A 22,602-nucleotide genomic window follows, 5' to 3' on the forward strand; every position below is an offset into this window, starting at 1 on the left:
CAAACAATGGGCAGCTCGCAATATGTTGGTGCCCCGGCTCTCCCTACACCATTGTGCCGCGCATCTTGCAACCCCCGGACCGTCATCGACGCGAACGACCGGGCACTATCGCTTCAGCTGTTGTGTTTGACGGCTAATGCTCCTAGGCAGGACCAGAGCCGCGAGGCAGTGAAAAGGAGCCGATATGGCGCGACCACCAAACTACGATCACGAACGCAAGGAACGCGACCGCCAGAAGGCGGCCAAGAAGGCCGAGAAGCTGGCGGCCAAGGTTGCCGCGCGAGAGCGTTCAAAGCCCGAAGACGAGACCGAAACCGAAACCGAAACGGCAAAGTGACGGCAAAAGGCCCGCGCATGCGGGCCCGTGCCTCATTCCAGATTGTCGCCTTGTATCAGGCCGGGGCCTTGTCGCTGACAAAGACGTCCACTTCGCGCGCTGCCGCAATGAAGGCGCGCCTGGCGTTCATCGCCGGCTTGTCGCCGGCCAATGCATCATGGCAGGCCTGCAGGGCCGCGCGATGCTTGGGGCTGCGCTTGCCGGGCCAGTTGTTGAGGAGGTAGTCGGAAGCCTCACGGGCCGTGCGCAAGAGCTGAGTGCTTCCCGCCGCGACTGACTTCACAGTCACAGGTGTTTCAAATCGGTTGTTTTCCATCGCCGCTCCTTACGCCATCGGCGTCTGTGAAGCGAGGCCGAAAGTGCACCCCGCGCCCTGACGCCGCCTTTTGCGCGGCGATTGCCCTGCCCTTTGCAGCGAACTAAGCGGCGACGACCGCAAAGCCCCTGGCGCGAAGGCCACGCCGGTCGTTGGCGAGCGACGTCACCAGCCGGTCGCGGCTGCCGACGATGTGGGCCGAAAGCAGGCGCGTGGCTTCATCGGCATCGCCAAGGCGGGTCGCCGCCAGAATGGCGCCATGTTCGGCCCAGGCACGAGCAAGCGCCGCCTCGTCGCGAACCTCCAGCCAGCGGGCCCGAGACAGGCGCGTCATGGCATCGCGGACCGCACGAAAGAGGAACTCGTTGCCAGACAGGCGTGCCAGTTCGATGTGGAAATCCATGCCGACACGATGCCATTCCTCGCGCGGCGTGTCGGTGTCGCAGGAGTCGAGCATGGCCTGGATGACATCGACGGCGCTCCGGTCCGCCAGGATGCATGTCAGGCGAAGCGCTGCAAGCTCGACCGCCTCCCTGTAGACGGCGATGTGCTCGAGCTCGGCAAGGTTGATCGGTGACACCGTCCAGCCACGGCCGTCCCTGCCGACCAGGCCCTCGGTCTCGAGCCGCAGCAGCGCGGCCCTGACCGGGGTTCGCGACGCGCCGAAGCGGCTTTCGATCCAGCGCTCGGTCAGTTTCTCGCCGGGGCCGATCTCGAGGCCGAGGATCATCTGCCGAAGCTGTTTTTCGACGCTCTGCATCTGCGACATTGTCGTTTCCGTTTCTGTGGCCGTTGCCGGCGAACGGCTTGCTGACGGCATCTTCCGATCACGTTCGAGGGTCGCATTGACAGCGCCCACGCTTGCGTCCATGACGGATACCAACTTGGTATCCCAAAACGGTATCCGCAGCAACCTCCTGACGCGGCGTTGCTTGGACAGGACAATGACATGCCGCAGAACACGCCCCCGGCCACCGACAGCACCTACAACATCCACTGGCGGCGCAATCTGTTCGTGTGCTTTGCCGGGTCGTTCTCGACGCTTGTCGCCATGACACTGCTCTTGCCGTTCCTGCCGCTCTATATCGAGCAGCTCGGCGCCCAAGGCCACGCGGCGATCGTGCAATGGTCGGGGATCGCCTATGGCGCGACCTTCTTCGCGGCGGCACTGGTCGCACCACTGTGGGGACGTCTGGGCGACCGCTACGGTCGCAAGGTGATGTTGGTTCGCGCCAGCTTCGGCATGGCCATATGCATGTCGCTGACCGGCATGGTGCAGACCGTGTGGCAGCTGGTGCTGCTGCGGCTGCTGATCGGCTTTGCCGGTGGCTATTCCTCGGGCTCGACCATCCTGGTCGCCATGCAGACGCCAAAGGAGCGCTCCGGCTGGGCGCTGGGCCTGCTGTCGGCCGGCATCACAGGCGGCGCACTGGTCGGTCCGCTGGTTGGCGGCGCCCTGCCGCCGCTGATCGGCATCCGCGCCACCTTCCTGCTGTCCGGCGGCGTCATCTTCCTGGCGTTCCTGGCGACCACGTTTCTGATCAAGGAGAATCCCCGGCCGAAAACGACAGACGCCGCATCGAAGCAGAAGCCGAAAGGCGGCTGGGCACAAATTCCCGACAAACGGCCTGTTGTCGCCATGCTGGCGACCGGCATGCTGTTGAGCTTCGCCACCATGTCGATCGAGCCGATCATCACCGTCTATGTGCAGCAACTCATCGAAGACCAGAGCCGCGTCACGCTGATATCAGGTGTCGTCATGTCGGCGGCGGCGCTTGGCGCCATCCTGTCGGCCTCGCGCCTCGGCAAGCTCGCCGACCGCATCGGCCATTGGAACGTCATCATCGGCGCGCTTGCCGTCTCGGCGCTGCTGCTGATCCCGCAGGCCTTCGTCACGCAGAGCTGGCAACTCATCGGGCTGCGCTTCCTGATGGGCCTGGCGCTGGGCGGGCTCCTGCCCTGCATCACCAGCGTCATCCGTCACAATGTGCCCGACGGCGTCGGCGGCAATGTGCTCGGGCTCTCGATCTCCGCCCAATATGTCGGACAGGTCGCCGGTCCCTTGCTAGGCGGCTTTGCCGGTGGCCATTTCGGCATGCGCTCGGTGTTTCTGGGCACATCCATCTTGATGGCCGGCGGTGCGGTGTATAACTGGCTGGCGCAGTCGCGCCGCGAGCAGGACATGCTCGCCAATGCCGGCAAGACCTGACCGAATTGGGTCTTATGCCTTGAACGTCATGGAGCCCCAGATATGAGCACGGCCGAGCAATCTTCCGGCAACAGCGGCCGTGTCCTCGTCCTGGCCGGCGGCGTCTGTGGTGCCGCCGGCGTGGCGCTGTCGGCCGCGGCGGCGCATCTGGGCGGCGCCTTCGTCGGCACCGCCGCATCCTTCCTGCTCATGCATGCGCCGGTTTTCCTCGCAGCCGGTTTGCTTGACGCGAACCGGATCCTGCGCATCGGCAGCCTGATCCTGCTGGTCGGGCTTTTGTTGTTCTGCGGTGACCTGCTGTCCCGCGATTTCCTCGGCTCGCGGCTGTTCCCGCTGTCGGCGCCGATCGGCGGCACCTTGCTCATCGCCGGCTGGCTGGTGATCGCTGGCTCGGCACTGGTGCGCATGCGTTCCTGATCAGACCGGATCCGATCAATCCTGTCGGCGCTCGGGCTGATTGAGCACTTCGCGATTGTGTCGCCGCAGACGCACCAACCGACGCCTCTCCGGTTGCTCGGAAGCCGGCGCGATGCCCCAGTAGTTGCGGTAGATGTCTTCGAACAGATAGCTCACGGGATGCATAGCATGTATTCCTTTCAGTGCTTGAATCGATCCAATCGGCGGTCGCGAAAAGACGACCCCGATCAGCTCCGCTTCCGCCTCACAAAAGACCGTAGCTCGCGAACCCATGGGCCGGCTCTGCCACGGCGCTTCGCGGTCGCGGCATTCGAGCTGATGCTCCAATCGTTGCGATAGATGTCCTGGAAGAGATAGTTGACGGGATGCATGACACATCTCCCTTTCTATGAATTGAATCGATCCAACCGTAGGAGCCATTCAGTTCCTTGGATCGATTCAAATGTACACCTTGTCGGGCCTTCGATCAAGGCAAAATTTGAACCGATCCAACGAAAGTGTTAGATGGAAATGAATTCAGGAGACGAAGATGGCGCCATTCACCTCTGGAAAGACAAGACCGGTCCGACTGGCAGACATTGCCAAAGCGGCCGGCGTGTCGCACGGCACTGCGTCCAACGTGTTCGCCCGCCCGGAGATCGTGCGCGAGGAGGTCCGCGAACGGGTCAAGGCGGCAGCCGAGGCAATGGGATACGGCGGACCCGACCCAAAAGGCCGACTGCTGCGCGCCGGCAAGGTCAACGCCATCGGTGTCGCGACCGCGGAACCATTGTCCTATTTCTTCGACGATCCTTTCGCCCGGGTGATGATGGCCAGCATCTCGCAGGCCTGTGACGCGACCGGTGCGGGAATCTCGCTGGTCTCCGCCGCCAACAACGAACAGCTCGCCTGGAACATCCAGAGCGCGCTGGTCGATGGCTTCATCGTCTTCTGTGTCGACGGCGGTTCAAGGCTGGTCGAACTGGCGCGTGAACGCAAGCTGCCCTTTGTGGCGCTCGATCTCGATTCAGACGACGACGAGGCGGTCGCGGCGATCGGCGTCGACAACATCGCCGGCGCCGGAATGGCGGCGCGACATCTGACCGAACTTGGGCATCGTCGCTTTGCCGTGCTTGCCCTGCCCTGTGCGGACGACGGCTTCGGCCCGACCGCGCAGGCGCAAGTGGAGATGGCGCTCTACTCCGGGACACGCGACCGCCTGCGTGGCTACTTCGCGGAACTCGACCGCGTCGACATCGACGTCTCGAAGGTGCCGATCTACGAAACCGTCAATGACGAGGAGAGTGTCTGGGCCGGCCTCGACCATATTTTTGCCGGCGCCAAGACACCGACCGCGATCCTGGCAATGTCGGACAGGATCGCCCTGCATGCACTGGACTGGCTGCGGCAGCACGACATCACTGTACCCGGCGACGTTTCGATCGTCGGCTTCGACGGTGTCCCGGAAGGAGCGGTTTCCAAGCCGCCGCTGACCACAATCGTCCAGCCGATCGCCGAGATGGGCCGCCTCGCCGTCAAGGCGATCCTCGAAAACGACGGCACATTCAGTCGGCAATCGCTGCCGGTCGACCTCGTGGTGCGGGCCTCATCCGGCCCCTCGCCCGCCTGAGCCACCTGACGCTCTCACCGGCCCATTCTTGTTGCCATCGACGACATGCCGAAGGACGCTTGGACGGGCGGTGCGGCCTTGTGAGCCGGCCTGCTTTTCCCGGACCAGCCAAGACTCGAAAGCCATTCGAGATAGTAGGCAAGCGCAAACTGCATGGCGATGCCAGCGGCAATCAACAGGCTGTCATAGGCAAGCCCGCCCGGGTTGATCTGCTTCAGCACCTGCGCCGTCAGGGCGAGCACCGTGCCGGCAATGAAAACCGGCAGCGATCGTGTGCCCAATATGGCAAGCGGATGATCTCGCCCGGTGCGGAACAGGTTCGAGATGGCGGGGAATGCCACGATCAGGTAGCTCACCGCCAGAATATGCAGCAGCCTCGGCAGTGCCAGGAACGTCTTGTCGAAGCCGGTCAGCACGGGAGGCAGGCCCAACCAGGAGATCTGCCCCCAGAGCGGACTATGCACCCACACCAGCGCCGTGGCGGTGTAGGCCAAAGCCGCGCCAACCAGCCAGCGATTGACTGGGATGCTGCCGCCGCGACGCACATGCAGCGTGCCGGCCAGGCCGATGTTGAACAGGAACTGCCACGACAGCGGGTTGAGAAACCAGAAGCCGGGCTCGGGGTAGTTGGGCGGCGCGATCTGGTAGATCCCCGCGATCAGCCACAGCGCGCCGGATGCGGCCAGCGCCGGCAATGGCCGGTAGCTGACGAAGAGCAGGAAGGCCGGCGCCAGCAAGAGCAGCACCGCATAGACCGGCAGGATGTTGTTGTAGCCGAGCTGGTGGCCGAGCGTCACGATGCCGACCAGCACTTGCGGTGTATTCTTGATCAACGGCTCGATGTTGATCATCGTCAAAAGCTCCGGCCGCCTGGCGAACACGGCCGCCGCGCAGAAGATCGCCATCACCACCATGGTGGTAACGATGTGGGCGGCATAGAGCACGCCAGCGCGGCGCCACATCTTCAACGTTGCCAGCAGCCTGTTTCCGGGCTGAAATTTCTTGCCATAGGCGAGCGCGACTGAGACACCGGAGATCAGCACGAAGACCTCCGCCGCGTCCGAAAAGCCGAAATTCTTGTAGGTCAGATACTCGAAGGCGGTACCCGGCACGTGGTCGACGAAGATGGTCAGCAAAGCGAGAGCGCGGAGCACATCGATGCGCGTGTCGCGTTCCGAGACGCGATCAGCGCGATCCGGGATACGCGTGCCGCGATCCGGGATGCGCGAATCGCGATCCGAGACTCGCGTATCGCGGTCTGGCGAAAATTGGGTGGTCATCGACAAAAGGCCTCAAAGCTGGTTGTTCATGCCGGCAATGCGACCCCCGGCGCACCGCTTCGATTCCTCCCGAAGGAATGGTATCGGCGAAGAAACGGACACTAATGCGCCCGGTTCAATCAACTTTCGCGGAGCTTGAAAATATTGCGTTTTGAAGCCGGCAAACTGACCGGAACCGTCATGAAATCAAAAGGATGAGACCGTGACCGAAGAGCCCTCACAAGATGGTGTGCTACGGCGTGATCTTGCCTTCGACTACCGTCTTTACGGCCCGGCGGATTCAACTGGAGAATGCTTCTTCCTGCTGCATGGGTCGGGTGTCGACGAGACGACATTGGTGCCGCTGGCACGAGAGATCGCGCCGCACGCCGCGCTGATCGCCGTGCGCGGCCGCATCGTCCAGGAGGATGGCTTCCGCTGGTTCGCGCGGATCACGCCGACGCGCTTCGAACAGCAGAGCATCCACACCGAAACCAACGCTTTTGCGGGCTTCGTCAGCGACGCGGCGAGACGCCACAATCTCGACCTCGCCCGCACGACGTTCCTTGGCTATTCGAACGGCGCCAATCTGGTTTCGAGCCTGATGCTGCTGCATCCCGGCCTCGTTGAACGCGCCGCGCTGCTGCGGCCGATGCCGGTGCTCGACGACGTGCCGGCGGCGGATGTGTCAAGCGTGCGGGTGCTGATCATCGCCGGCGCTGCCGACCTCACCTATGCGCCCTTCGCGCCAGCTCTGGTGACATTGCTCAGCCAGCATGGCGCCGACCTCGATGCCCGGATTGTTGCATCGGGTCATGAATTCGGCAGCGCCGACGCGGCAATCGTCAGGCAATGGCTGAAGGCGCCCATCGCGCAAAGCTGATTGACGGCGGAAGCCATCATCTCGCAGCCATGCGCTCTTCCGCTCCCGCAATCAACGAGGCAAGTCCGCTTCTGAACTGGGCCGGATGACCACCGGCCCGATAGTGCGACAGGGCCAAGTGCAGCAGCGGATAAGATTGAGGACGGCGCCCGGCGCCTCACCGGTGTTCGGATCGCTGATTGTCAGCATGACTTGTCTCCACACGCGCACCGTTTTTCCGGGGCTGGCGGATCGCCGATACCGCGCTCTAGCTGATGCCTGCCGCGGCGGGCGCCGGCGCCTGCCGCCGAATGAACTGTTTTGCCTACCCTCGTCCCATCCGGTTCCAGGCATCGAGTCCGGCGATCTTGTAGGCTTCGGCGAGCGTCGGATAGTTGAAGGTGTTGTTGACGAAGAAGTCGACGGTGCCGCCGAGATTGATCACCGCCTGGCCAATGTGGATGAGTTCCGTGGCGCCCTCGCCAATGATATGCGCGCCGAGCAGCCGACGCGTCTCGATCGAGAACAACAGCTTCAGGAAGCCGGTGTTGACGCCCATGATGTGACCGCGCGAGGTCTCGCGGAAACGCGCCACGCCGACCTCATAGGCGGCCCCACTTTCACGCACCTGTTCCTCGGACTGGCCGACCGTCGAGATTTCCGGCACCGCATAGATGCCATAGGGAAAGGTTTCCGGCGATGGCGGCAGCGGCACGCCGAATGCATGACAGGCCGCCACCCTGCCCTGCTCCATCGAGGTCGAGGCCAGGCTTGGAAAGCCGATGACGTCGCCGGCGGCGTAGATGTTGAGCACGCTGGTCTGGAAGGTATGCGGATCGACCTTGATACGCCCTCTGGAGTCGGCGTCGATACCGACGACATCCAGGCCCAGGCTGCCGACATTGCCGGTGCGACCGGCGGCGTAGAGCACCACCTCGGAGCGAATGGTGCGGCCATCGGTCAGTTCGACCTCGGCGGCCTCAGGCTTGGAACGGATCTCCTTCACCGCGCTGCCCAGGCGGATCGTCATGCCGCGATCGCGCATCTGGTGGATGAAATCGTCGACGATCTCGCGGTCGACGAAATCGAGGATGGAGTTGCGCGGCTCGACCAGCGTCACCGGCACGTCGAGCGCGGAAAAGATCGTCGCATATTCGACCCCGATGACGCCGGCGCCGATCACGGTCAGTGTGCGGGGCAAACGGTCAAGCTCCAGCATTTCGTCGCTGTCGAAGACGCGGGTCTTGTCGAAAGGCACGTCGCCCGGCCGATGTGGCCTTGTGCCGACCGCGATCAGCGCATTGGCAAAACCGACCTCGCTATAGTCGCCGGTGTCGGAGGTCAGGCTGACCTTGTTGGGGCCAAGAAACTTCACATCGGCGCGGGCGCTCTTGACCGTGTTGCGCATGAACTGGTGCTGCAGCACCTCGACCTCGTGGTCGAGCGTCTTGTGCAGGCGCTCGACCAGATCGTGGACCGAAATATCCTGCTTGACCCGGTAACCGCGTCCGTAAAAGCCGCGCTCGCGCCAGCCGGAGAGGTTGAGCACGGTTTCGCGCAGCGTTTTCGACGGAATGGTGCCGGTATGCACCGAGACGCCGCCGAGACGCCGGCCGCGATCGACCACCAGCACCGATTTGCCGAGCTTGGCCGACTGCACCGCGGCGCGCCGCCCAGAGGGGCCACTGCCGATGACCAGCATGTCGTAGTCCATAGTGCCCCGTCCCTTTGCCCCTGCGCGCTTTGTTGCGCCGCAGCAAGCTAATGCCATCCGCGCCGCGAATTCAACCGATTCAGATTGCATCTCATTCGCACGCGCTTTGCGCGCCGCAAAAAAGCACGATCTTGATTCCGCCGCAGGCCTTCACCATTTCATTGCTGAGCGGCCCGCACCCTATGTCGGGCCCCGTAACGGGGAAATGACATGAACGCGCGCGTTCTCGACGGCGAAATCATCACCTCCAGGCTTGACGATGTCAGGGCCTATGACGGCGTGCGCACAAAGCGCATCCTGGCCTTCGTGATCGACTATATCATCGTCGCGCTGCTCACCATTCCATTCGCCATACTGGTGTTCTTCCTCGGCCTTTTGACTCTCGGCCTTGGCTGGATGCTGTTTGGTGTCCTGGTGCCGGCCGTCGCCATCCTCTACATCTGGAACACGCTGGGCAGTGCCGACCAGGCCACGTCAGGCATGAAGATGATGGGCATCCGGCTTGACCGGCTCGACGGCAGGCCGATCGATGGTCTCACCGCCGTCGTCCACTCGGTGCTGTTCTGGGCCGGCAACGTCATCCTGTCGCCGCTGGTCCTGCTTGTGACCTTGTTTGCCGATCGCAAGCGCACGCTGCACGACCTTTTGCTCGGCACTGTTGTCAGCCGGACGGACCGCTGAAACGACGCTCTGAAGAGCATTCACAGCCGATTGAGTGTAAATGTGAAGGCGTCGAGTCAACCACGCCTTCACAATCCTGTTGAATTTTTCGCCATCCGCGCCAAAGGTAGAGCGATTCGAAGGAGTGTTTCCAAGGCTCGATGACGCAGCACCCGACCCAGTCGCCGCAGTTCTTCCTGACCGCGCCGTCGCCGTGCCCCTATCTCGACGGCCAGTTCGAGCGCAAGGTGTTCACGCACCTGGTCGGCGACAAGGCGGCGGAGATGAACGACCTCCTGACGCAAGGCGGCTTCCGGCGGTCGCAGAACATCGCCTACAGGCCGGCATGCGAAACCTGCCGCGCCTGTGTTTCGGTACGCATCCTGGCCCAGGAATTCGTCGCCAGCCGCAATATGAAACGGGTGCTGCAGCACAATTCCGATCTCATCGGCCACATGCACAATGCCGAACCTTCGACCGAACAATATTCCCTGTTCCGCAGCTACCTTGACGCCCGCCACCGCCGTGGCGGCATGTCCGACATGACGGTGCTCGACTATGCCATGATGGTCGAGGATACCCATGTCGATACCAAGGTGATCGAGTACCGGCGGCGCGGACCCGACACCTTCATCACCGGCAAGGGACAGGGCGAACTGATCGCGGTGGCGCTCACCGACAAGATGGCCGATGGCCTGTCGATGGTCTATTCCTATTTCAATCCCGATTTCGAGGAGCGGTCGCTCGGCACGTTCATGATCCTCGATCACATCGCCCGCGCCCGGGCGATGGGCCTGCCCCATGTCTACCTGGGGTACTGGGTCAACGGCTCGCGCAAGATGAATTATAAGATGCGCTTCATGCCGCAGGAGCATCTCGGCCCGAAAGGCTGGGAGCGCTACACCAACGAAGCGGTTTCACGCTGAGTTTTTCCACGCTCCACACTTAAACTGTTTCAAGGCAGGGGATGCTGGTCTTTCAGCCGCTTGGCTGGAGAGTGCGCCATTGCGCCGGTGCCGTCTGCACTTCATTGCGAAAGTTACCGCATGTCCTCCCACCACGACCACCAGAAGGGCCTTCGGATAACCGCCATCGGCGGGCTGCTACTGACCGTCGACATTCCGCTGATCCGGCTCGCCGACGGTGGCGCATGGACCATCATGTTGCTGCGCACCGGCACCACCTTCGTCTCGGCCATGATTGTCTGGTCGATATGGCGCGCGCTGAGCCGGAATGCCCCACAGCTCATCCCCGGCTGGCCCGGCCTTGTCGTGGCGATATGCTACGGACTGACGGGAGTGACCTTCGTCACCGCCGTCTATCATACGTCAACCGCGAACCTGGTGTTCATCCTGGCCTTCAACACCGTGTTTGCGGCGTTGCTGTCCTGGATATTCCTTGGGGAAAGACCGCGGCTGGTGACGATCGCCGCGATGCTGATCATGATTTTCGGCGTGCTGGTCATCGTTGGAGGATCGGTCGGCACCGGGCATCTGTTTGGCGACTTCATGGCGCTGTGCTCGGCCTTCTTCGTCGCCGTGGCCATCACCATCTCGCGCGCCAGCGGCAAGGACATGGGCTTCACGGCCCTGGTCGGCGTCCTTCTGCCGCTCGCGCTGGCGGCGTTCATGGTCACCGGCGAAGGTTTTCACGTCAACGCGCCGTGGTGGATCATCTTCAACGGCGCGGTGATCATGCCGATCTCGTTCTTCTGCCTCGCCAACGGACCGAAATACATTTCAGGGCCCGAAGTGGCGATGTTCTACCTGCTCGAAACCGTGCTGGCGCCGGTCTGGGTGTGGATGATCTTTGCCGAAACACCGACCCGCAACAGCCTGTTCGGCGGCGCGATCCTCATCGTCACGCTGATCGCCCATTCGCTCTGGCAGTTGCAGGACGGCCGCAAGCGCCGGCCCGACCTTGCGGTGCATCACCCGACCTAACCGGGCTGGATTGCAGAATCAGGCGCTGGCTTTCTTCGCCATACCGGGTTCCGGCAGAACCTCGATCTGCGGGCCGGCTTCGATTTCGGCCGCAGAAGCAGGGACGATTTCGTCCGTCAGTTCCACCTCGCGCAGCCACTCGCGCCAGATCGCAACCAGCAGGGCCATCAGCACCGGGCCGATGAACAGGCCGAGGAAACCCATGGTCTTGACGCCGCCGATCAGGCCGAAAAAAGTCGGCAGGAAGGGCAGTTTTATCGGTCCACCGACGAGCTTCGGGCGCAATGTCTTGTCGACGATGAACAGTTCTACCGCACCCCAGAGGAACAGCGCCAGCCCGGCCATCGGCGAACCGCTGGCAGCGAGGTAGATCGAGACCAGGGTGAAGGACAATGGTGCGCCGCCGGGGATCAGCGCCATCACACCGGTCAGGGCGCCGAGTGTCACCGGCGACGGCACGCCGGCGAGCCAGTAGGCAATGCCGAGCACCAGGCCTTCGCCGATCGCGATGACGGTCATGCCGGTCACAGTCGAAGAGATCGTCGCCGGCACGACGCGCGAAATCCGCTCCCATCTGGTCGGCAGGATGCGTTCGCCGAGGCGGTCGACCTGGCCTGCAAAATGCTCGCCGTCACGATAGGCGAAGAATAGCGCGATCATCATGAACAGCAGCGTCAGGAGCAGGCCGAAAGCGCTGCCGCCGGCGGCAAGGACGCCGCGATAGATGCTGCCGATGTTGGCGCCGCTGACGAGCTGGATCAGTTCGCCAATGCCGCCTGGATGGCCAAAATTGGTCGTCCATTGCTCGTTCAGCCACTCGCCCACGATAGGCATCGTGGCGATCCATTGCGGCGTGACGGCACCGTGCCGGTTGGTGTCTATCGCCCAGCCGACCCACTCGCGCACCTCATTGATGGCGTAGGTGCCGGCGAGCGCGATCGGCACCACCAGGAAGGCGAGGATGAACAGGATAGCAAAGGTCGCGGCGATGGTGCGGTTGCCGCCAACGGAAACAAGCAGGCGCCGGTAGAGCGGCCAGCTGGCGAAAGCGATGACAAGCGCCGCCAGCACCGGAAACAGGAAGCCATGGAAGAAATAGACGCTGGCGGCGACGATCAGCACCAGCAGCCAGCGCGCCGCCGACAGTGGCGGAATGACAGCGGACCGCAACGGCGTCGACAGGCCGAACAGGCGCTGATGGCGTTCCGGTTCCTGGATTTTTGCTTCCTTCAAACGCCTGCCTCTCCCAAACACCCTGCCGGCTTATGCACTGATATAGTGCAGCAATCGTGACGACATTCCAAATCGTGATGAAGTTCCTCCCTTCTCCCGGTGGGAGAAGATGGATCGGCGCAAACGCCGGGACGGATGAGGGTGCTGGAAGAAACGAAGCGTCGGCTGTCATGTCGCCGGTCCGGATAACGATGCGCCAACTGGAACACCCCTCATCCGACCGAGCTACGCTCGGCCACCTTCTCCCAGAGGGAGAAGGGAGAGACGCTCAACTACCCGAACTTCCCCGTCCTCGGAAATCCCTTCGGCACCATCCGTCCGGCCGAGGCACGGGCGCCGATCCATTCGGCCAGTTCCTCGCGCGACCGGGTGAAGGTGCGGTCGGCTGAATCCTGCCAGGAGAGGCCGCTCTGCAGCGTGAACGGCTTGAGATCGAGAAGGCCGCCGTCCTTGTATTTCTGCAGCCGTACGCCCTTGCCGCGGCCCATTTCCGGAATCTCGGAGAGCGCGAACACCAGCATCTTGCGGTTCTCGCCAACGATGGCGAGATGGTCGCCGGTGACGGCAATGCAACGCTTGGCTTCGTCCGGCGCCTTGACGTTCATCACCTGCTTGCCCTTTCGGGTGTTGGCGACGACTTCCTCCTCCGGCACGATGAAGCCATTGGCGTCATGCGAGGCCAGCAAAAGCCTGCGCTTCGGATCGTGAACGAAGGCGGTAACGATGTCCTGATCATTGTCCATGTCGACGATGATGCGGATCGGTTCGCCATGGCCGCGCCCACCGGGCAGCCGGTCGGCGCCGATGGTGTAGAACTTGCCGCCGGTGGTGAAGACCAGCACCTTGTCGGTGGTCTGGGCATGGAAGGCGAGCTTGAGGCTGTCGCCCTCCTTGAAGGTCAGCGTCGAAAGATCGGCCAGATGCCCCTTCATCGCCCGCAGCCAGCCCTTTTCCGAGACGACCACGGTGACCGGCTCGCGCTCGATCATGGCATGGGCGATGTCGGTCAGGTCATGCTCGGGCGCATCGGCGAACTGCGTGCGGCGCTTGCCGAGCTCGGTCTCCGGGCCGAACTTGTCGCGGATGTTGGTGACTTCCCACTTGATCGTCGCCCATTGCTTCTCGTTTGAAGCAAGCAGCGCCTCGATCTGCTTTTTCTCGGCGCTCAGGCCGTCGAATTCCTTGCGGATTTCGAATTCTTCCAGCTTGCGCAAAGCGCGCAGCCGCATGTTGAGGATAGCTTCGGCCTGGGTGTCGGTGAGCGACCAGCGGGCCATCATCACCTGCTTCGGCTCATCCTCCTCGCGGATGATCCTGATCACCTCGTCGATGTTGAGATAGGCGATCAGGTAGCCTGCGAGGATCTCCAGCCGTCTTTCTATCTCGCCGAGGCGATATTTCGAGCGGCGGACAAGCACGTCGCGGCGATGCTCGAGCCATTCCTGCAGCACGCCCTTCAGCGACAGCACGTTGGGTACCTTGCCCCGCGACAGAACGTTCATGTTGAGCGGGAAGCGGCTTTCGAGCTCGGTGAGCTTGAACAGCGATTCCATCAGGATGCCCGGGTCGACCGAGCGGCTTTTCGGCACCAGCACGACACGGATGTCTTCCGCACTTTCGTCCCGGATATCTTCGAGCAGCGGCAGCTTGCGCGCCATCAGCAGCTCGGCGATCTTCTCGATCAGCCGCGCCTTCTGCACGCCGTAAGGGATTTCCGTGACAACGATGCTCCAGGTGCCCCTGCCCTGATCCTCCTGGATCCACTTCGACCGGACGCGGAAGCCGCCACGCCCGGTTTCATAGGCTTCGAGGATCGAGGCACGGCTGTCGACGATGATGCCGCCGGTCGGGAAATCCGGGCCCTGGACAAAGTCCATCAGCTTCGCCACCGGCGCATCCCGATGCTCGATCAGGTGAAGCGCCGCGTCGCAAAGCTCGGCCGCGTTGTGGGGCGGGATCGAGGTCGCCATTCCCACCGCGATACCGGACGAGCCGTTGGCCAGCAGGTTCGGAAAGGCGCCGGGCAAGACCACCGGCTCCTCGTCCTCTTCATTGTAGGTCGGCCGGTAGTCGACAGCATCCTCGGTGATGCCGGACAACAGCTCGGTCGCCACATCGGTCATGCGCGCTTCGGTGTAGCGCATGGCAGCGGCGTTATCGCCGTCGATGTTGCCGAAATTGCCTTGCCCGTCGACCAAGGGGTAGCGCATCGAAAAATCCTGCGCCAGCCGCACCAGCGCGTCATAGATCGACTGGTCGCCATGCGGGTGGAACTTGCCCATCACCTCGCCGACGATGCGGGCGCATTTGGCAAAACCCTGGTCGGGGTTGAGCCGCAGCAGGCGCATGGCGTGCATGATGCGGCGATGGACCGGCTTCAGTCCGTCGCGCACGTCGGGCAGCGCCCGGTGCATGATGGTCGACAGCGCATAGGCCAGATAGCGCTCTTCCAGCGCCTTCTTCAGATCGACCGGCTCGATATGATCGCCACCGCCATTTTCAGGCGGCAAAAGCCTTTTTCCCATGGGCTGGGACTAACCGAGCGGGTGATTCGCGGCAAGAGGCCGACAGATATACCGGCCCTTCTGCAACATGAAACCGCAGGCCGAGGGATGTCCACCAACATCAGCCTGTTACACGCGGCCACTAGGCCAAGTTCGATGATATCAAGCAACCGGCTCTTCATGACAAATTCACCGGTTTGCGCAAAGAGGGTTGGATCGAGTTTGCCTTTCACTGCGATTTTCGACCATTGTGCCGGGATACGCCTTTTTCCCGTCCAGTTCGTCACGGAATGGTGATGGCGCAAAGAATTGAAAAACAATTTCAGGACACTCTCAGGGACCTTGCGATGACAATCAAACGCTCAACTCTCCAGAAACTGGCTTTTTCGACCTTCTTGCTCACGCTGCCGCTGAACGCGGCTCTCGCACAAGACACAGCGGTCGCCGACCGGCTGAGGGCGGCCCTTACCGCCCAGGGCGTCGACATCTCCTGGACCGGCGTGACCGGCGACAACACCAGCATGGTGCTGCAGGGCGTTGCCATCAAGCCGGCGGCGGAAAAGGAAGCGCTCGCCATCGGCGATGTCAAACTCGAAGGCGTCACCGAGGCCAACGGCGGCTATGATATCGCCACCGTGTCGACGTCGGCATTCGAGCACTCAAAGGATGGCGTCACCCTCAATCTCAGCCCTTTCGTCATCCATGACATGACGGTCCCGGCTGACGGTTCCACCGGCCCGCTGGGCTCGCTGATGATGTACAAGTCGGCCGAACTCTCGAACATGACGGTCAAGGTTGCCGACAAGACCGCCTTCTCCATGGACGGGCTTGCCGTCGAGATCACGCCGCCAGCGGACGGCAAGGCGATGGAATTTACCGCCAACACGGAAAAGTTCAACGCCGACCTGACGCTGGTCGACGACCCCAAGTCCAAGGAAGTCATCAACGCGCTCGGCTACCAGAACATCTCCGGCAATCTCGAGATGGCCGGCACCTGGCAGCCCGCGGACGGCAAGATGGAACTGTCGAAATACGACATTTCCGTCGAGAATGCCGGCACGCTCGGCATGACCTTCGATCTTGGCGGCTACACGATGGACTTCATCAAGTCGCTGCAGGACATGCAGAAGAAGATGGCGGCACAGCCCCAAGGCGCCGACAATTCGGCGCAAGGCATGGCCATGCTCGGCCTGTTGCAGCAGCTGTCGTTCAACAGCGCCTCGATCCGTTTCGACGACGATTCGCTGACCAACAAGGTGCTGGATTATGTCGGCAAGCAGCAAGGCATGTCGGGCAAGGACATCGCCAACCAGGCCAAGGCGATCGTGCCGTTCGGCATGGCGCAGCTCAACAATCCGGAACTGACGGCGCAAGTCACGGCCGCGGTCAGCAAGTATCTCGACGATCCGAAAAGCATCGAAATCTCGGCCGAGCCGCCGGCATCGGTGCCGTTCGCGCTGATCATGGCAGGCGCCATGTCCAACCCGCTCGACCTGCCGAAGACGCTCGGCGTCGCGGTCAAGGCGAACGAAGACTAATCGAAGCGACCTCAACGCAAAAAGCCCGGCAGCGATGCCGGGCTTTTTTGTGGGATTAGCAAATTTAAAGAATCGGTTCGGGCGCTTCTCTAATGCATCGCCCGAAGCGCGATCAGGCGTCCTTCTTGGGTACCGCGATGCGCAGTGCCAGTTCGCGAAGCTGCTGCGGGCTTGCTTCCGAAGGCGCGTTCATCAACAGGTCGTAGGCCTGCTGGTTCATCGGGAACATGGTGATTTCACGCAGGTTCTTCGCCCCGACCAACAGCATGACGACACGATCGACGCCGGCGGCCATGCCGCCATGTGGCGGTGCGCCATACTGGAATGCGCGGTAGAGGCCGCCAAAGCGCTCCTCGACCGTGGCGCGATCCAGGCCGACCGTCTCGAACGCCTTGACCATGGTTTCGGGCAGATGGTTGCGGATACCGCCCGAGGCGATCTCGAAACCGTTGCAGACCATGTCGTACTGGAACGCCTTGATGCCGAGCAGATCCTCGCCATTCAGCGCATCGATGCCGCCCTGCGGCATCGAGAACGGGTTGTGGGCGAAGTCGATCTTCTTCTCCTCCTCGTTCCATTCGAAGAACGGGAAGTCGACGATCCAGCACAGTTCGAAACGCTCGCGGTCGACAAGGTTCAGTTCCTCGCCGGCGCGGGTGCGCGCAGCACCTGCAAACGAGACAAACTTCTTCGGATCGCCGGCAACGAAGAACGCAGCATCGCCATCGGCAAGGCCGAGCTGTTGGCGGATCGCCTCGGTGCGCTCTTCGCCGATGTTCTTGGCCAGTGGGCCAGCGCCCTCGATCTTGTCGCCTTCCTTGCGCCAGAAGATGTAGCCCAGCCCGGGCTGGCCCTCGCCTTGCGCCCAGGAATTCATGCGGTCGCAGAAGGCACGGCTGCCGCCGGTCTTGGCCGGAATGCCCCACACCTCGGCCTTCGGATCGTTGGCCAGGATGTTGGCGAACACCTTGAAGCCGGAATCGCGGAAGTGAGCGGAGACGGCCTGCATCTCGATCGGGTTGCGCAGGTCCGGCTTGTCGGAACCGTATTTGCGCATGGCGACGTCATAGGGAATGCGCTGGAAATTCTGTGTCACCGGCTTGCCGTTGGCGAAGGCCTCGAAGACCCCGCGCATGACCGGTTCCATGGTCGACAGCACGTCGTCCTGCTCGACGAAGCTCATCTCGAGGTCGAGCTGGTAGAATTCGCCCGGCAGCCGGTCGGCGCGCGGGTCCTCGTCGCGGAAGCAGGGCGCGATCTGGAAATAGCGGTCGAAGCCCGACACCATGATCAGCTGCTTGTACTGCTGCGGCGCCTGCGGCAGCGCGTAGAAGGTGCCGGGATGGATGCGCGACGGCACCAGAAAGTCGCGCGCGCCTTCCGGCGACGAGGCGGTCAGGATCGGTGTCGAGAATTCGGTGAAGCCGACCTCGCCCATGCGTCTGCGCATTTCGGCGATGATTTTCGTCCGCGCGATGATGTTCCTGTGCAGCGTCTCACGGCGCAGGTCGAGGAAGCGGTATTTCAGCCTTATATCCTCGGGATAGTCAGGCTCGCCGAACACCGGCAGCGGCAATTCCTTGGCCGCCGACAGCACCTCAATCTCGCGGGCGAAAATCTCGATCTCACCGGTCGGCAGGTTGGCGTTCGTGGTCTCGGGCAAGCGCGCCTTGACCTCGCCGTCAACGCGGATGACCCACTCGCCCCGCACGGTCTCGGCAACCTTGAAGGCTGGCGAATCCGGATCGGCGACGATCTGGGTCAGGCCATAATTGTCGCGCAGGTCGATGAAGAGCAGGCCGCCATGATCGCGCACGCGATGCACCCAGCCAGACAGGCGAACGGTCGAGCCGACGTCGCTCTTCCTCAACTGGGCACAGGTATGGCTGCGGTAACGGTGCATTGTCATTGGTAAGGTCCGGGGTGCTGGGTTGCGGGCCGAAGCATCACAGCCCGGCCTGAAAATTTGCGCGAAAAGCGCATGGGAGGCCGGATTTGTCAAGGCAAGTGGCGCCGGGTGCCGACCGACAGGCGCGGTAGCCCCTTTGGCTAGCGACGGCGCAACGGCTTCAGGCGGTATCCCCTCGGCAAGCCGCTTCGTAGTCGGCCAGCACCTGACCGATCGCGGCATGAAGAATAGCCTCGGGCTTCCCGGCAGGCCCGAGCCCGGCCGGCACCATCGGCAGGAACTGTCGCATCAGCGTTTCGGGAATGCCGACGCCGTTGAGCACCTCGCGCAAACGTCCAACAGCAACGCCGGCAGTGGGGTTGCTCCAGTAGTAGCGGATCCGGTCGCTGTAGCTGTAATGCCGCTGCAGATAGAGACTAGCTTCACTGCCGTGATAGTGACTGTGCCAATGGCCGGGTGCTGCCAGCATCACGCGCTCCATCGTGCGGGCAAGCGACCTGTCGCGATAGTCCGCGACCATTTCGGACGCGATCAGGTCGAGCCCGTAAAGCGCCTCGCGCAAGGCGAATGTCAGTCCCGGGCCGACCTTGAGGATGGGAAAGCCGTTGCCGACAAGTGCAGTCAGCGCCGCACGGCTCTGATAGTCGGTGGAATGCGCTTCGTAGACGAGCGACGGTTCTTCATCGAGGAGCCCGGTCAGCGCCTTCGACGCCTGCGGCCTGTATGCGACGACGTTCTGGCTGCCGAATTCGACGCCGGGCTGCACGACGACGGCGATGACGCGGCCGAACGCTTCGGTCAGGCCTTCCCGGGCAAAGATTTCGCGATGCACGTCGATCGTGCGGCGCGCCGCCGCCGCTTCGGTGGGCTTCAGGTCGCTGATCGTGTGATCGACGCCGCCCGGGGCGGGAACCTCGGTGCCAATGATGTAAACAGGCAGCGCACTACCGCTCGTGCGCGCCGCCTTTTCAGCCGCCTTGGCCAGCCGCACGGCCCGCACGGCGATCGTCTCGTCGTCCAGGGCAGCCGGCTCGCCGGCGCATCCCATCGACGCGTCGAGATGGATCTTGCTGAAGCCGGCCCAGACATAGGCGGTGACCATGGCTTCGGCCTTGCTCATCGCCTGCGCCGCCGGCTCCGAGCGCCACGGGTTCGGTCCAAGATGGTCGCCACCGAAGATGATACGTGAGGCCTCGAGCCCTTCCCTGCTGGCGATCTCCAGCACGAAGGCTATGAACAGGTCCGGGGTCATCCCGGTGTAGCCGCCGAACTGGTTGACCTGGTTGCAGGTTGCCTCGATCAGCAGCGTGGCTTCCTTGTCCCTGACGGCGCGCCTTACGGCCGTCTGGATCACCAGCGGATGGGCTGAGCAGATCGAGGTGATGCCGTAAGGCGATCCGTTTCTGCGCGCCGTGGCGAGGCCTGCAAGGGGGTTGGCCATCATGTCGCCCTCGCGGTCCCGGCAATGAAGCCGTCAAGCACATCGAAGCCAGCGATGCCTTCCATGGGTCCGCGCCGCGTGACGTTGCGGGCGCCGGCGGCATTGGCGTAGAACAGCGCCTTGCCGGGCTCCATCCCCTTGCGCCGGCAGGTCAGATAGGTCGCGCCGAAACAGTCGCCGGCTCCGGTCGGGTCCACTTCTTCCACCAGGAAGCCGGCGCAGTCGATCCTGCTGCCATCGGCGGCGAACCGGGACGAGCCGGCGGCCCCTCGCTTCAACACGATCTCGCCGACGCCCCTGGCGATCAGCGCCTTCACCGCCTGGCATTCGTCGTCAACCCCTGCCGCCGTAAGCAACTCTTCGCCGGAGGGAAGCAGCAAATCCGCATTGTCGACCAGTGCCGAAAATTGCGCGCCGTCGGCACCGTCGATAAGTTCCTTGCGCACATTCGGATCGAAGGAAGTCGAGCCGCCGCGAGCGCGTACCGCCTTCGTGGCATAGGCGACGATCTCCCTCAGCCCGGCTACGGACAGAGTGGATCCCATGATATGCAGGTGGGCTGCCCTGTCCGCCAGTTGGCGCGCTTGCGCGGTCAGGCGGATTTGCCCGGCGGCGGATTCAGCGATGTTGTAGACGAAGTCCCGGCCGCCATCGGGCCTGTAGCGAACGAAGGCGCTTCCCGTCGGGTAGCGGTCGCTGACCGCCACGGCCGACACGTCGACGCCGTCGCGCCTGAGCCTTTCCAGATTGATCGTTCCAAAATCGTCGCGGCCAACGCAGCCGATGAGCCCGGCACCTCCGCCCAGCCTTGCGACCTGGTCGATGAAGATGGCAGGAGCTCCGCTCGGGTAAGGGCCGACCAGCGCCAGCGGTTCGAGGAAACCGGCACCCCGGTCCGTCGCCATGATCTCAACCAGGATTTCGCCGGCGGCAATGGTCGGACCCACGGATTCGGATGCGATCTCCCTGCGGCGGGAAAGGCTCATTCCTGCAATTCCTTCTCTCCCCAGCCGGAGCGAACGCGGATCGTGGTTGTACGATAGCTCCTGACCGTAGCCGAGGTAATTCGCGTCGAGAGCGAAGTCAATACAAACTGCACATATGTTCACTTTATTTGCTACGCACGCCGCTTTTATGATGCAGAAAATGCGAGCCGCCATCCGTCGAGCCTGGGCCGAGGGCCAAATATCAAGCCCTATGCTGCTTGACTTGGATGTTTTCAAGCGCAATAAAATATATACGCATGTTCACTTACACATGCGCATTCGTAAAGGAGGAGACGAAATGCCAATTGGTAAGCGTATTGGAATTCTCGCCGCATCGGTCACCGCTTCGGCACTGACGGCAAGTGCCGCCCTTTCCGCGGAAATCACAGTTGCGACGGTCAACAATGGCGACATGATCATCATGCAGAAGCTGTCGCCGGAATGGGAGAAGGCGACGGGAAACAAGGTCAACTGGGTGGTGCTGGAGGAGAACGTGCTGCGCGAGCGGGTCACCACCGACATCGCCACCAAGGGCGGCCAGTTCGACGTGTTGACGATCGGCGGCTATGAAACGCCGATCTGGGGTAAGAGCGGCTGGCTGACGTCGCTCGACGATCTGGGCGACGACTATGACTATGACGATCTCATCGCGCCGGTGCGCAGCGGCCTGACCGTCGACGGCAAGCTCTACGCCGTGCCGTTCTACGCCGAGAGCTCGTTCACACTCTACCGCAAGGATCTGTTCGACGCCGCCGGCCTGAAGATGCCGGAGCAGCCGACCTATGACCAGATCACCGAATTCGCCGACAAGCTCACCGACAAGTCGAAGGAACAGTATGGCCTATGCCTGCGCGGCAAGCCGGGCTGGGGCGAGAACATGGCCTTCCTTGGCACGCTAGTGAACACGTTCGGCGGCCGCTGGTTCGACATGGACTGGAAGCCGCAGCTCAATTCGCCGGAGTGGAAGAAGGCGATCGGCTGGTACGTCGATACGATGAAAAAGGATGGACCTCCTGGCATCAGCTCCAACGGCTTCAATGAAAACCAGACGCTGTTCGCCTCGGGCCATTGCGCCATGTGGATCGACGCCACGTCGGCGGCGGGCCGCGTCTATGATCCCAAGCAGAGCAAGGTTGCCGACAAGGTCGCCTTCGCCAAGGCACCGGTGGCGGTCACACCCAACGGCTCGGCCTGGGGCTGGGCATGGAGCCTGGCCATCCCGGCGAGCTCCACCAAGGCGGATGCCGCCAAGTCGTTCGTGAAATGGGCGACCTCAAAAGCCTATGTCCAGCGCGTCGGTGAGACCGAGGGCTGGGTCGCCGCACCTCCGGGAACACGCAAGTCCACCTATGCCAGCCCGGACTACCAGAAAGCAGCCCCCTTCGCCGCAACGGTGCTTTCGGCGATCGAATCCGCCGATCCGACCAAGCAGACCAAGGACCCGGTTCCCTATACCGGCATCCAGTTCGTCGCCATCCCCGAATTCCAGGGCATCGGCACCGAGGTCGGCCAGGCGATAGCCGCCGCTGTCACCGGTCAGCAGTCGGTTGACGATGTGCTCAACGGCGCCCAGACCGCCGTGGAGAAGACGATGACGGAGGCAGGCTACATCAAATAGGCGGGCTCAAGCCCAGACAGGTGAGCCAGGAGGCGGAATGAGCACAG

At 62.8% G+C, this 22,602-nt stretch carries 20 protein-coding genes; 10 read left to right on the plus strand and 10 right to left on the minus strand.

Annotated features, from left to right (window positions below; translation table 11 throughout):
• The first annotated feature begins 184 nt into the window (after positions 1-184).
• Positions 185-337, plus strand: a complete 153-nt coding sequence (locus tag AC1D10_RS22320) for a hypothetical protein (RefSeq protein WP_111545757.1) — start codon at positions 185-187, stop codon at positions 335-337.
• Between the two features lie 55 nt (positions 338-392).
• Here AC1D10_RS22320 and AC1D10_RS22325 read toward each other — a convergent pair whose 3' ends face one another.
• Together AC1D10_RS22325 and AC1D10_RS22330 are read right to left on the minus strand one after the other, a co-directional pair.
• Positions 393-653, minus strand: coding sequence for a DUF982 domain-containing protein (locus AC1D10_RS22325; RefSeq protein ID WP_109668581.1), 261 nt, complete (start codon positions 651-653; stop codon positions 393-395).
• Positions 654-756: 103 nt separating this feature from the next.
• On the minus strand, positions 757-1,422 hold the full coding sequence (locus AC1D10_RS22330) for a GntR family transcriptional regulator (protein ID WP_477275631.1): 666 nt from the start codon (positions 1,420-1,422) through the stop codon (positions 757-759).
• A gap of 180 nt (positions 1,423-1,602) precedes the next feature.
• Between AC1D10_RS22330 and AC1D10_RS22335 the strand changes: the two genes are divergently transcribed.
• Both AC1D10_RS22335 and AC1D10_RS22340 read left to right on the plus strand, forming a co-directional pair.
• Positions 1,603-2,862, plus strand: coding sequence for a multidrug efflux MFS transporter (locus AC1D10_RS22335; RefSeq protein ID WP_477275633.1), 1,260 nt, complete (start codon positions 1,603-1,605; stop codon positions 2,860-2,862).
• 42 nt (positions 2,863-2,904) lie between these two features.
• Entirely contained in the window at positions 2,905-3,279 is a 375-nt protein-coding gene (locus AC1D10_RS22340; protein WP_477275635.1) for a DUF423 domain-containing protein, read from the plus strand.
• A 15-nt stretch (positions 3,280-3,294) separates the two neighbouring features.
• Here AC1D10_RS22340 and AC1D10_RS22345 read toward each other — a convergent pair whose 3' ends face one another.
• Entirely contained in the window at positions 3,295-3,444 is a 150-nt protein-coding gene (locus AC1D10_RS22345; protein WP_477275637.1) for a hypothetical protein, read from the minus strand.
• A 364-nt stretch (positions 3,445-3,808) separates the two neighbouring features.
• On the opposite strand from AC1D10_RS22345, the gene AC1D10_RS22350 reads away from it, so the two are divergent.
• Positions 3,809-4,888, plus strand: coding sequence for a LacI family DNA-binding transcriptional regulator (locus AC1D10_RS22350; protein WP_477275639.1), 1,080 nt, complete (start codon positions 3,809-3,811; stop codon positions 4,886-4,888).
• Positions 4,889-4,902: 14 nt separating this feature from the next.
• On the opposite strand, the gene AC1D10_RS22355 is transcribed toward AC1D10_RS22350, so the two are convergent.
• Positions 4,903-6,168, minus strand: a complete 1,266-nt coding sequence (locus AC1D10_RS22355; protein ID WP_477275641.1) for an OpgC family protein — start codon at positions 6,166-6,168, stop codon at positions 4,903-4,905.
• A gap of 202 nt (positions 6,169-6,370) precedes the next feature.
• On the opposite strand from AC1D10_RS22355, the gene AC1D10_RS22360 reads away from it, so the two are divergent.
• Entirely contained in the window at positions 6,371-7,030 is a 660-nt protein-coding gene (locus tag AC1D10_RS22360; protein WP_477275643.1) for an alpha/beta hydrolase, read from the plus strand.
• A gap of 304 nt (positions 7,031-7,334) precedes the next feature.
• Here the strand turns inward: AC1D10_RS22360 and sthA are convergent, their stop codons facing one another.
• On the minus strand, positions 7,335-8,723 hold the full coding sequence (gene sthA / locus AC1D10_RS22365) for a Si-specific NAD(P)(+) transhydrogenase (RefSeq protein ID WP_477275645.1): 1,389 nt from the start codon (positions 8,721-8,723) through the stop codon (positions 7,335-7,337).
• Positions 8,724-8,933: 210 nt separating this feature from the next.
• Here sthA and AC1D10_RS22370 point away from each other — a divergent pair, with 210 nt between their 5' ends.
• The 3 genes from AC1D10_RS22370 to AC1D10_RS22380 all read left to right on the plus strand — a co-directional run bounded on the left by AC1D10_RS22370 (position 8,934) and on the right by AC1D10_RS22380 (position 11,326).
• The gene (locus tag AC1D10_RS22370; RefSeq protein ID WP_477275647.1) at positions 8,934-9,404 is read left to right on the plus strand and encodes an RDD family protein; all 471 of its coding nucleotides are present in this window, start codon (positions 8,934-8,936) and stop codon (positions 9,402-9,404) included.
• A gap of 140 nt (positions 9,405-9,544) precedes the next feature.
• Positions 9,545-10,309, plus strand: coding sequence for an arginyltransferase (locus AC1D10_RS22375; RefSeq protein WP_477275649.1), 765 nt, complete (start codon positions 9,545-9,547; stop codon positions 10,307-10,309).
• Positions 10,310-10,429: 120 nt separating this feature from the next.
• Positions 10,430-11,326, plus strand: a complete 897-nt coding sequence (locus AC1D10_RS22380; protein WP_477275651.1) for a DMT family transporter — start codon at positions 10,430-10,432, stop codon at positions 11,324-11,326.
• 18 nt (positions 11,327-11,344) lie between these two features.
• On the opposite strand, the gene AC1D10_RS22385 is transcribed toward AC1D10_RS22380, so the two are convergent.
• The gene (locus AC1D10_RS22385) at positions 11,345-12,559 is read right to left on the minus strand and encodes an AI-2E family transporter (protein ID WP_477275653.1); all 1,215 of its coding nucleotides are present in this window, start codon (positions 12,557-12,559) and stop codon (positions 11,345-11,347) included.
• Positions 12,560-12,831: 272 nt separating this feature from the next.
• Complete coding sequence (gene parC / locus AC1D10_RS22390; protein ID WP_477275655.1) at positions 12,832-15,084, minus strand: DNA topoisomerase IV subunit A; 2,253 nt, start codon at positions 15,082-15,084, stop codon at positions 12,832-12,834.
• 326 nt (positions 15,085-15,410) lie between these two features.
• Between parC and AC1D10_RS22395 the strand changes: the two genes are divergently transcribed.
• A complete protein-coding gene (locus AC1D10_RS22395) occupies positions 15,411-16,601 on the plus strand; it encodes a hypothetical protein (protein ID WP_477275657.1) in 1,191 nt (396 codons plus the stop codon).
• A gap of 112 nt (positions 16,602-16,713) precedes the next feature.
• On the opposite strand, the gene aspS is transcribed toward AC1D10_RS22395, so the two are convergent.
• The 3 genes from aspS to AC1D10_RS22410 all read right to left on the minus strand — a co-directional run bounded on the left by aspS (position 16,714) and on the right by AC1D10_RS22410 (position 20,937).
• Complete coding sequence (gene aspS / locus AC1D10_RS22400; RefSeq protein WP_477275841.1) at positions 16,714-18,504, minus strand: aspartate--tRNA ligase; 1,791 nt, start codon at positions 18,502-18,504, stop codon at positions 16,714-16,716.
• Between the two features lie 166 nt (positions 18,505-18,670).
• Positions 18,671-19,951 (minus strand): D-tagatose-bisphosphate aldolase, class II, non-catalytic subunit, encoded by a 1,281-nt coding sequence (locus AC1D10_RS22405; protein WP_477275843.1) that lies wholly within the window; start codon positions 19,949-19,951, stop codon positions 18,671-18,673.
• The gene (locus AC1D10_RS22410; protein ID WP_477275659.1) at positions 19,951-20,937 is read right to left on the minus strand and encodes a tagatose kinase; all 987 of its coding nucleotides are present in this window, start codon (positions 20,935-20,937) and stop codon (positions 19,951-19,953) included. Before AC1D10_RS22410 ends, AC1D10_RS22405 begins: the two co-directional genes overlap by 1 nt.
• A gap of 298 nt (positions 20,938-21,235) precedes the next feature.
• On the opposite strand from AC1D10_RS22410, the gene AC1D10_RS22415 reads away from it, so the two are divergent.
• Positions 21,236-22,555, plus strand: a complete 1,320-nt coding sequence (locus AC1D10_RS22415) for an ABC transporter substrate-binding protein (protein WP_477275661.1) — start codon at positions 21,236-21,238, stop codon at positions 22,553-22,555.
• Positions 22,556-22,602 lie beyond the last annotated feature (47 nt).

It is taken from the genome of Mesorhizobium sp. P2_A8, assembly GCF_056404935.1.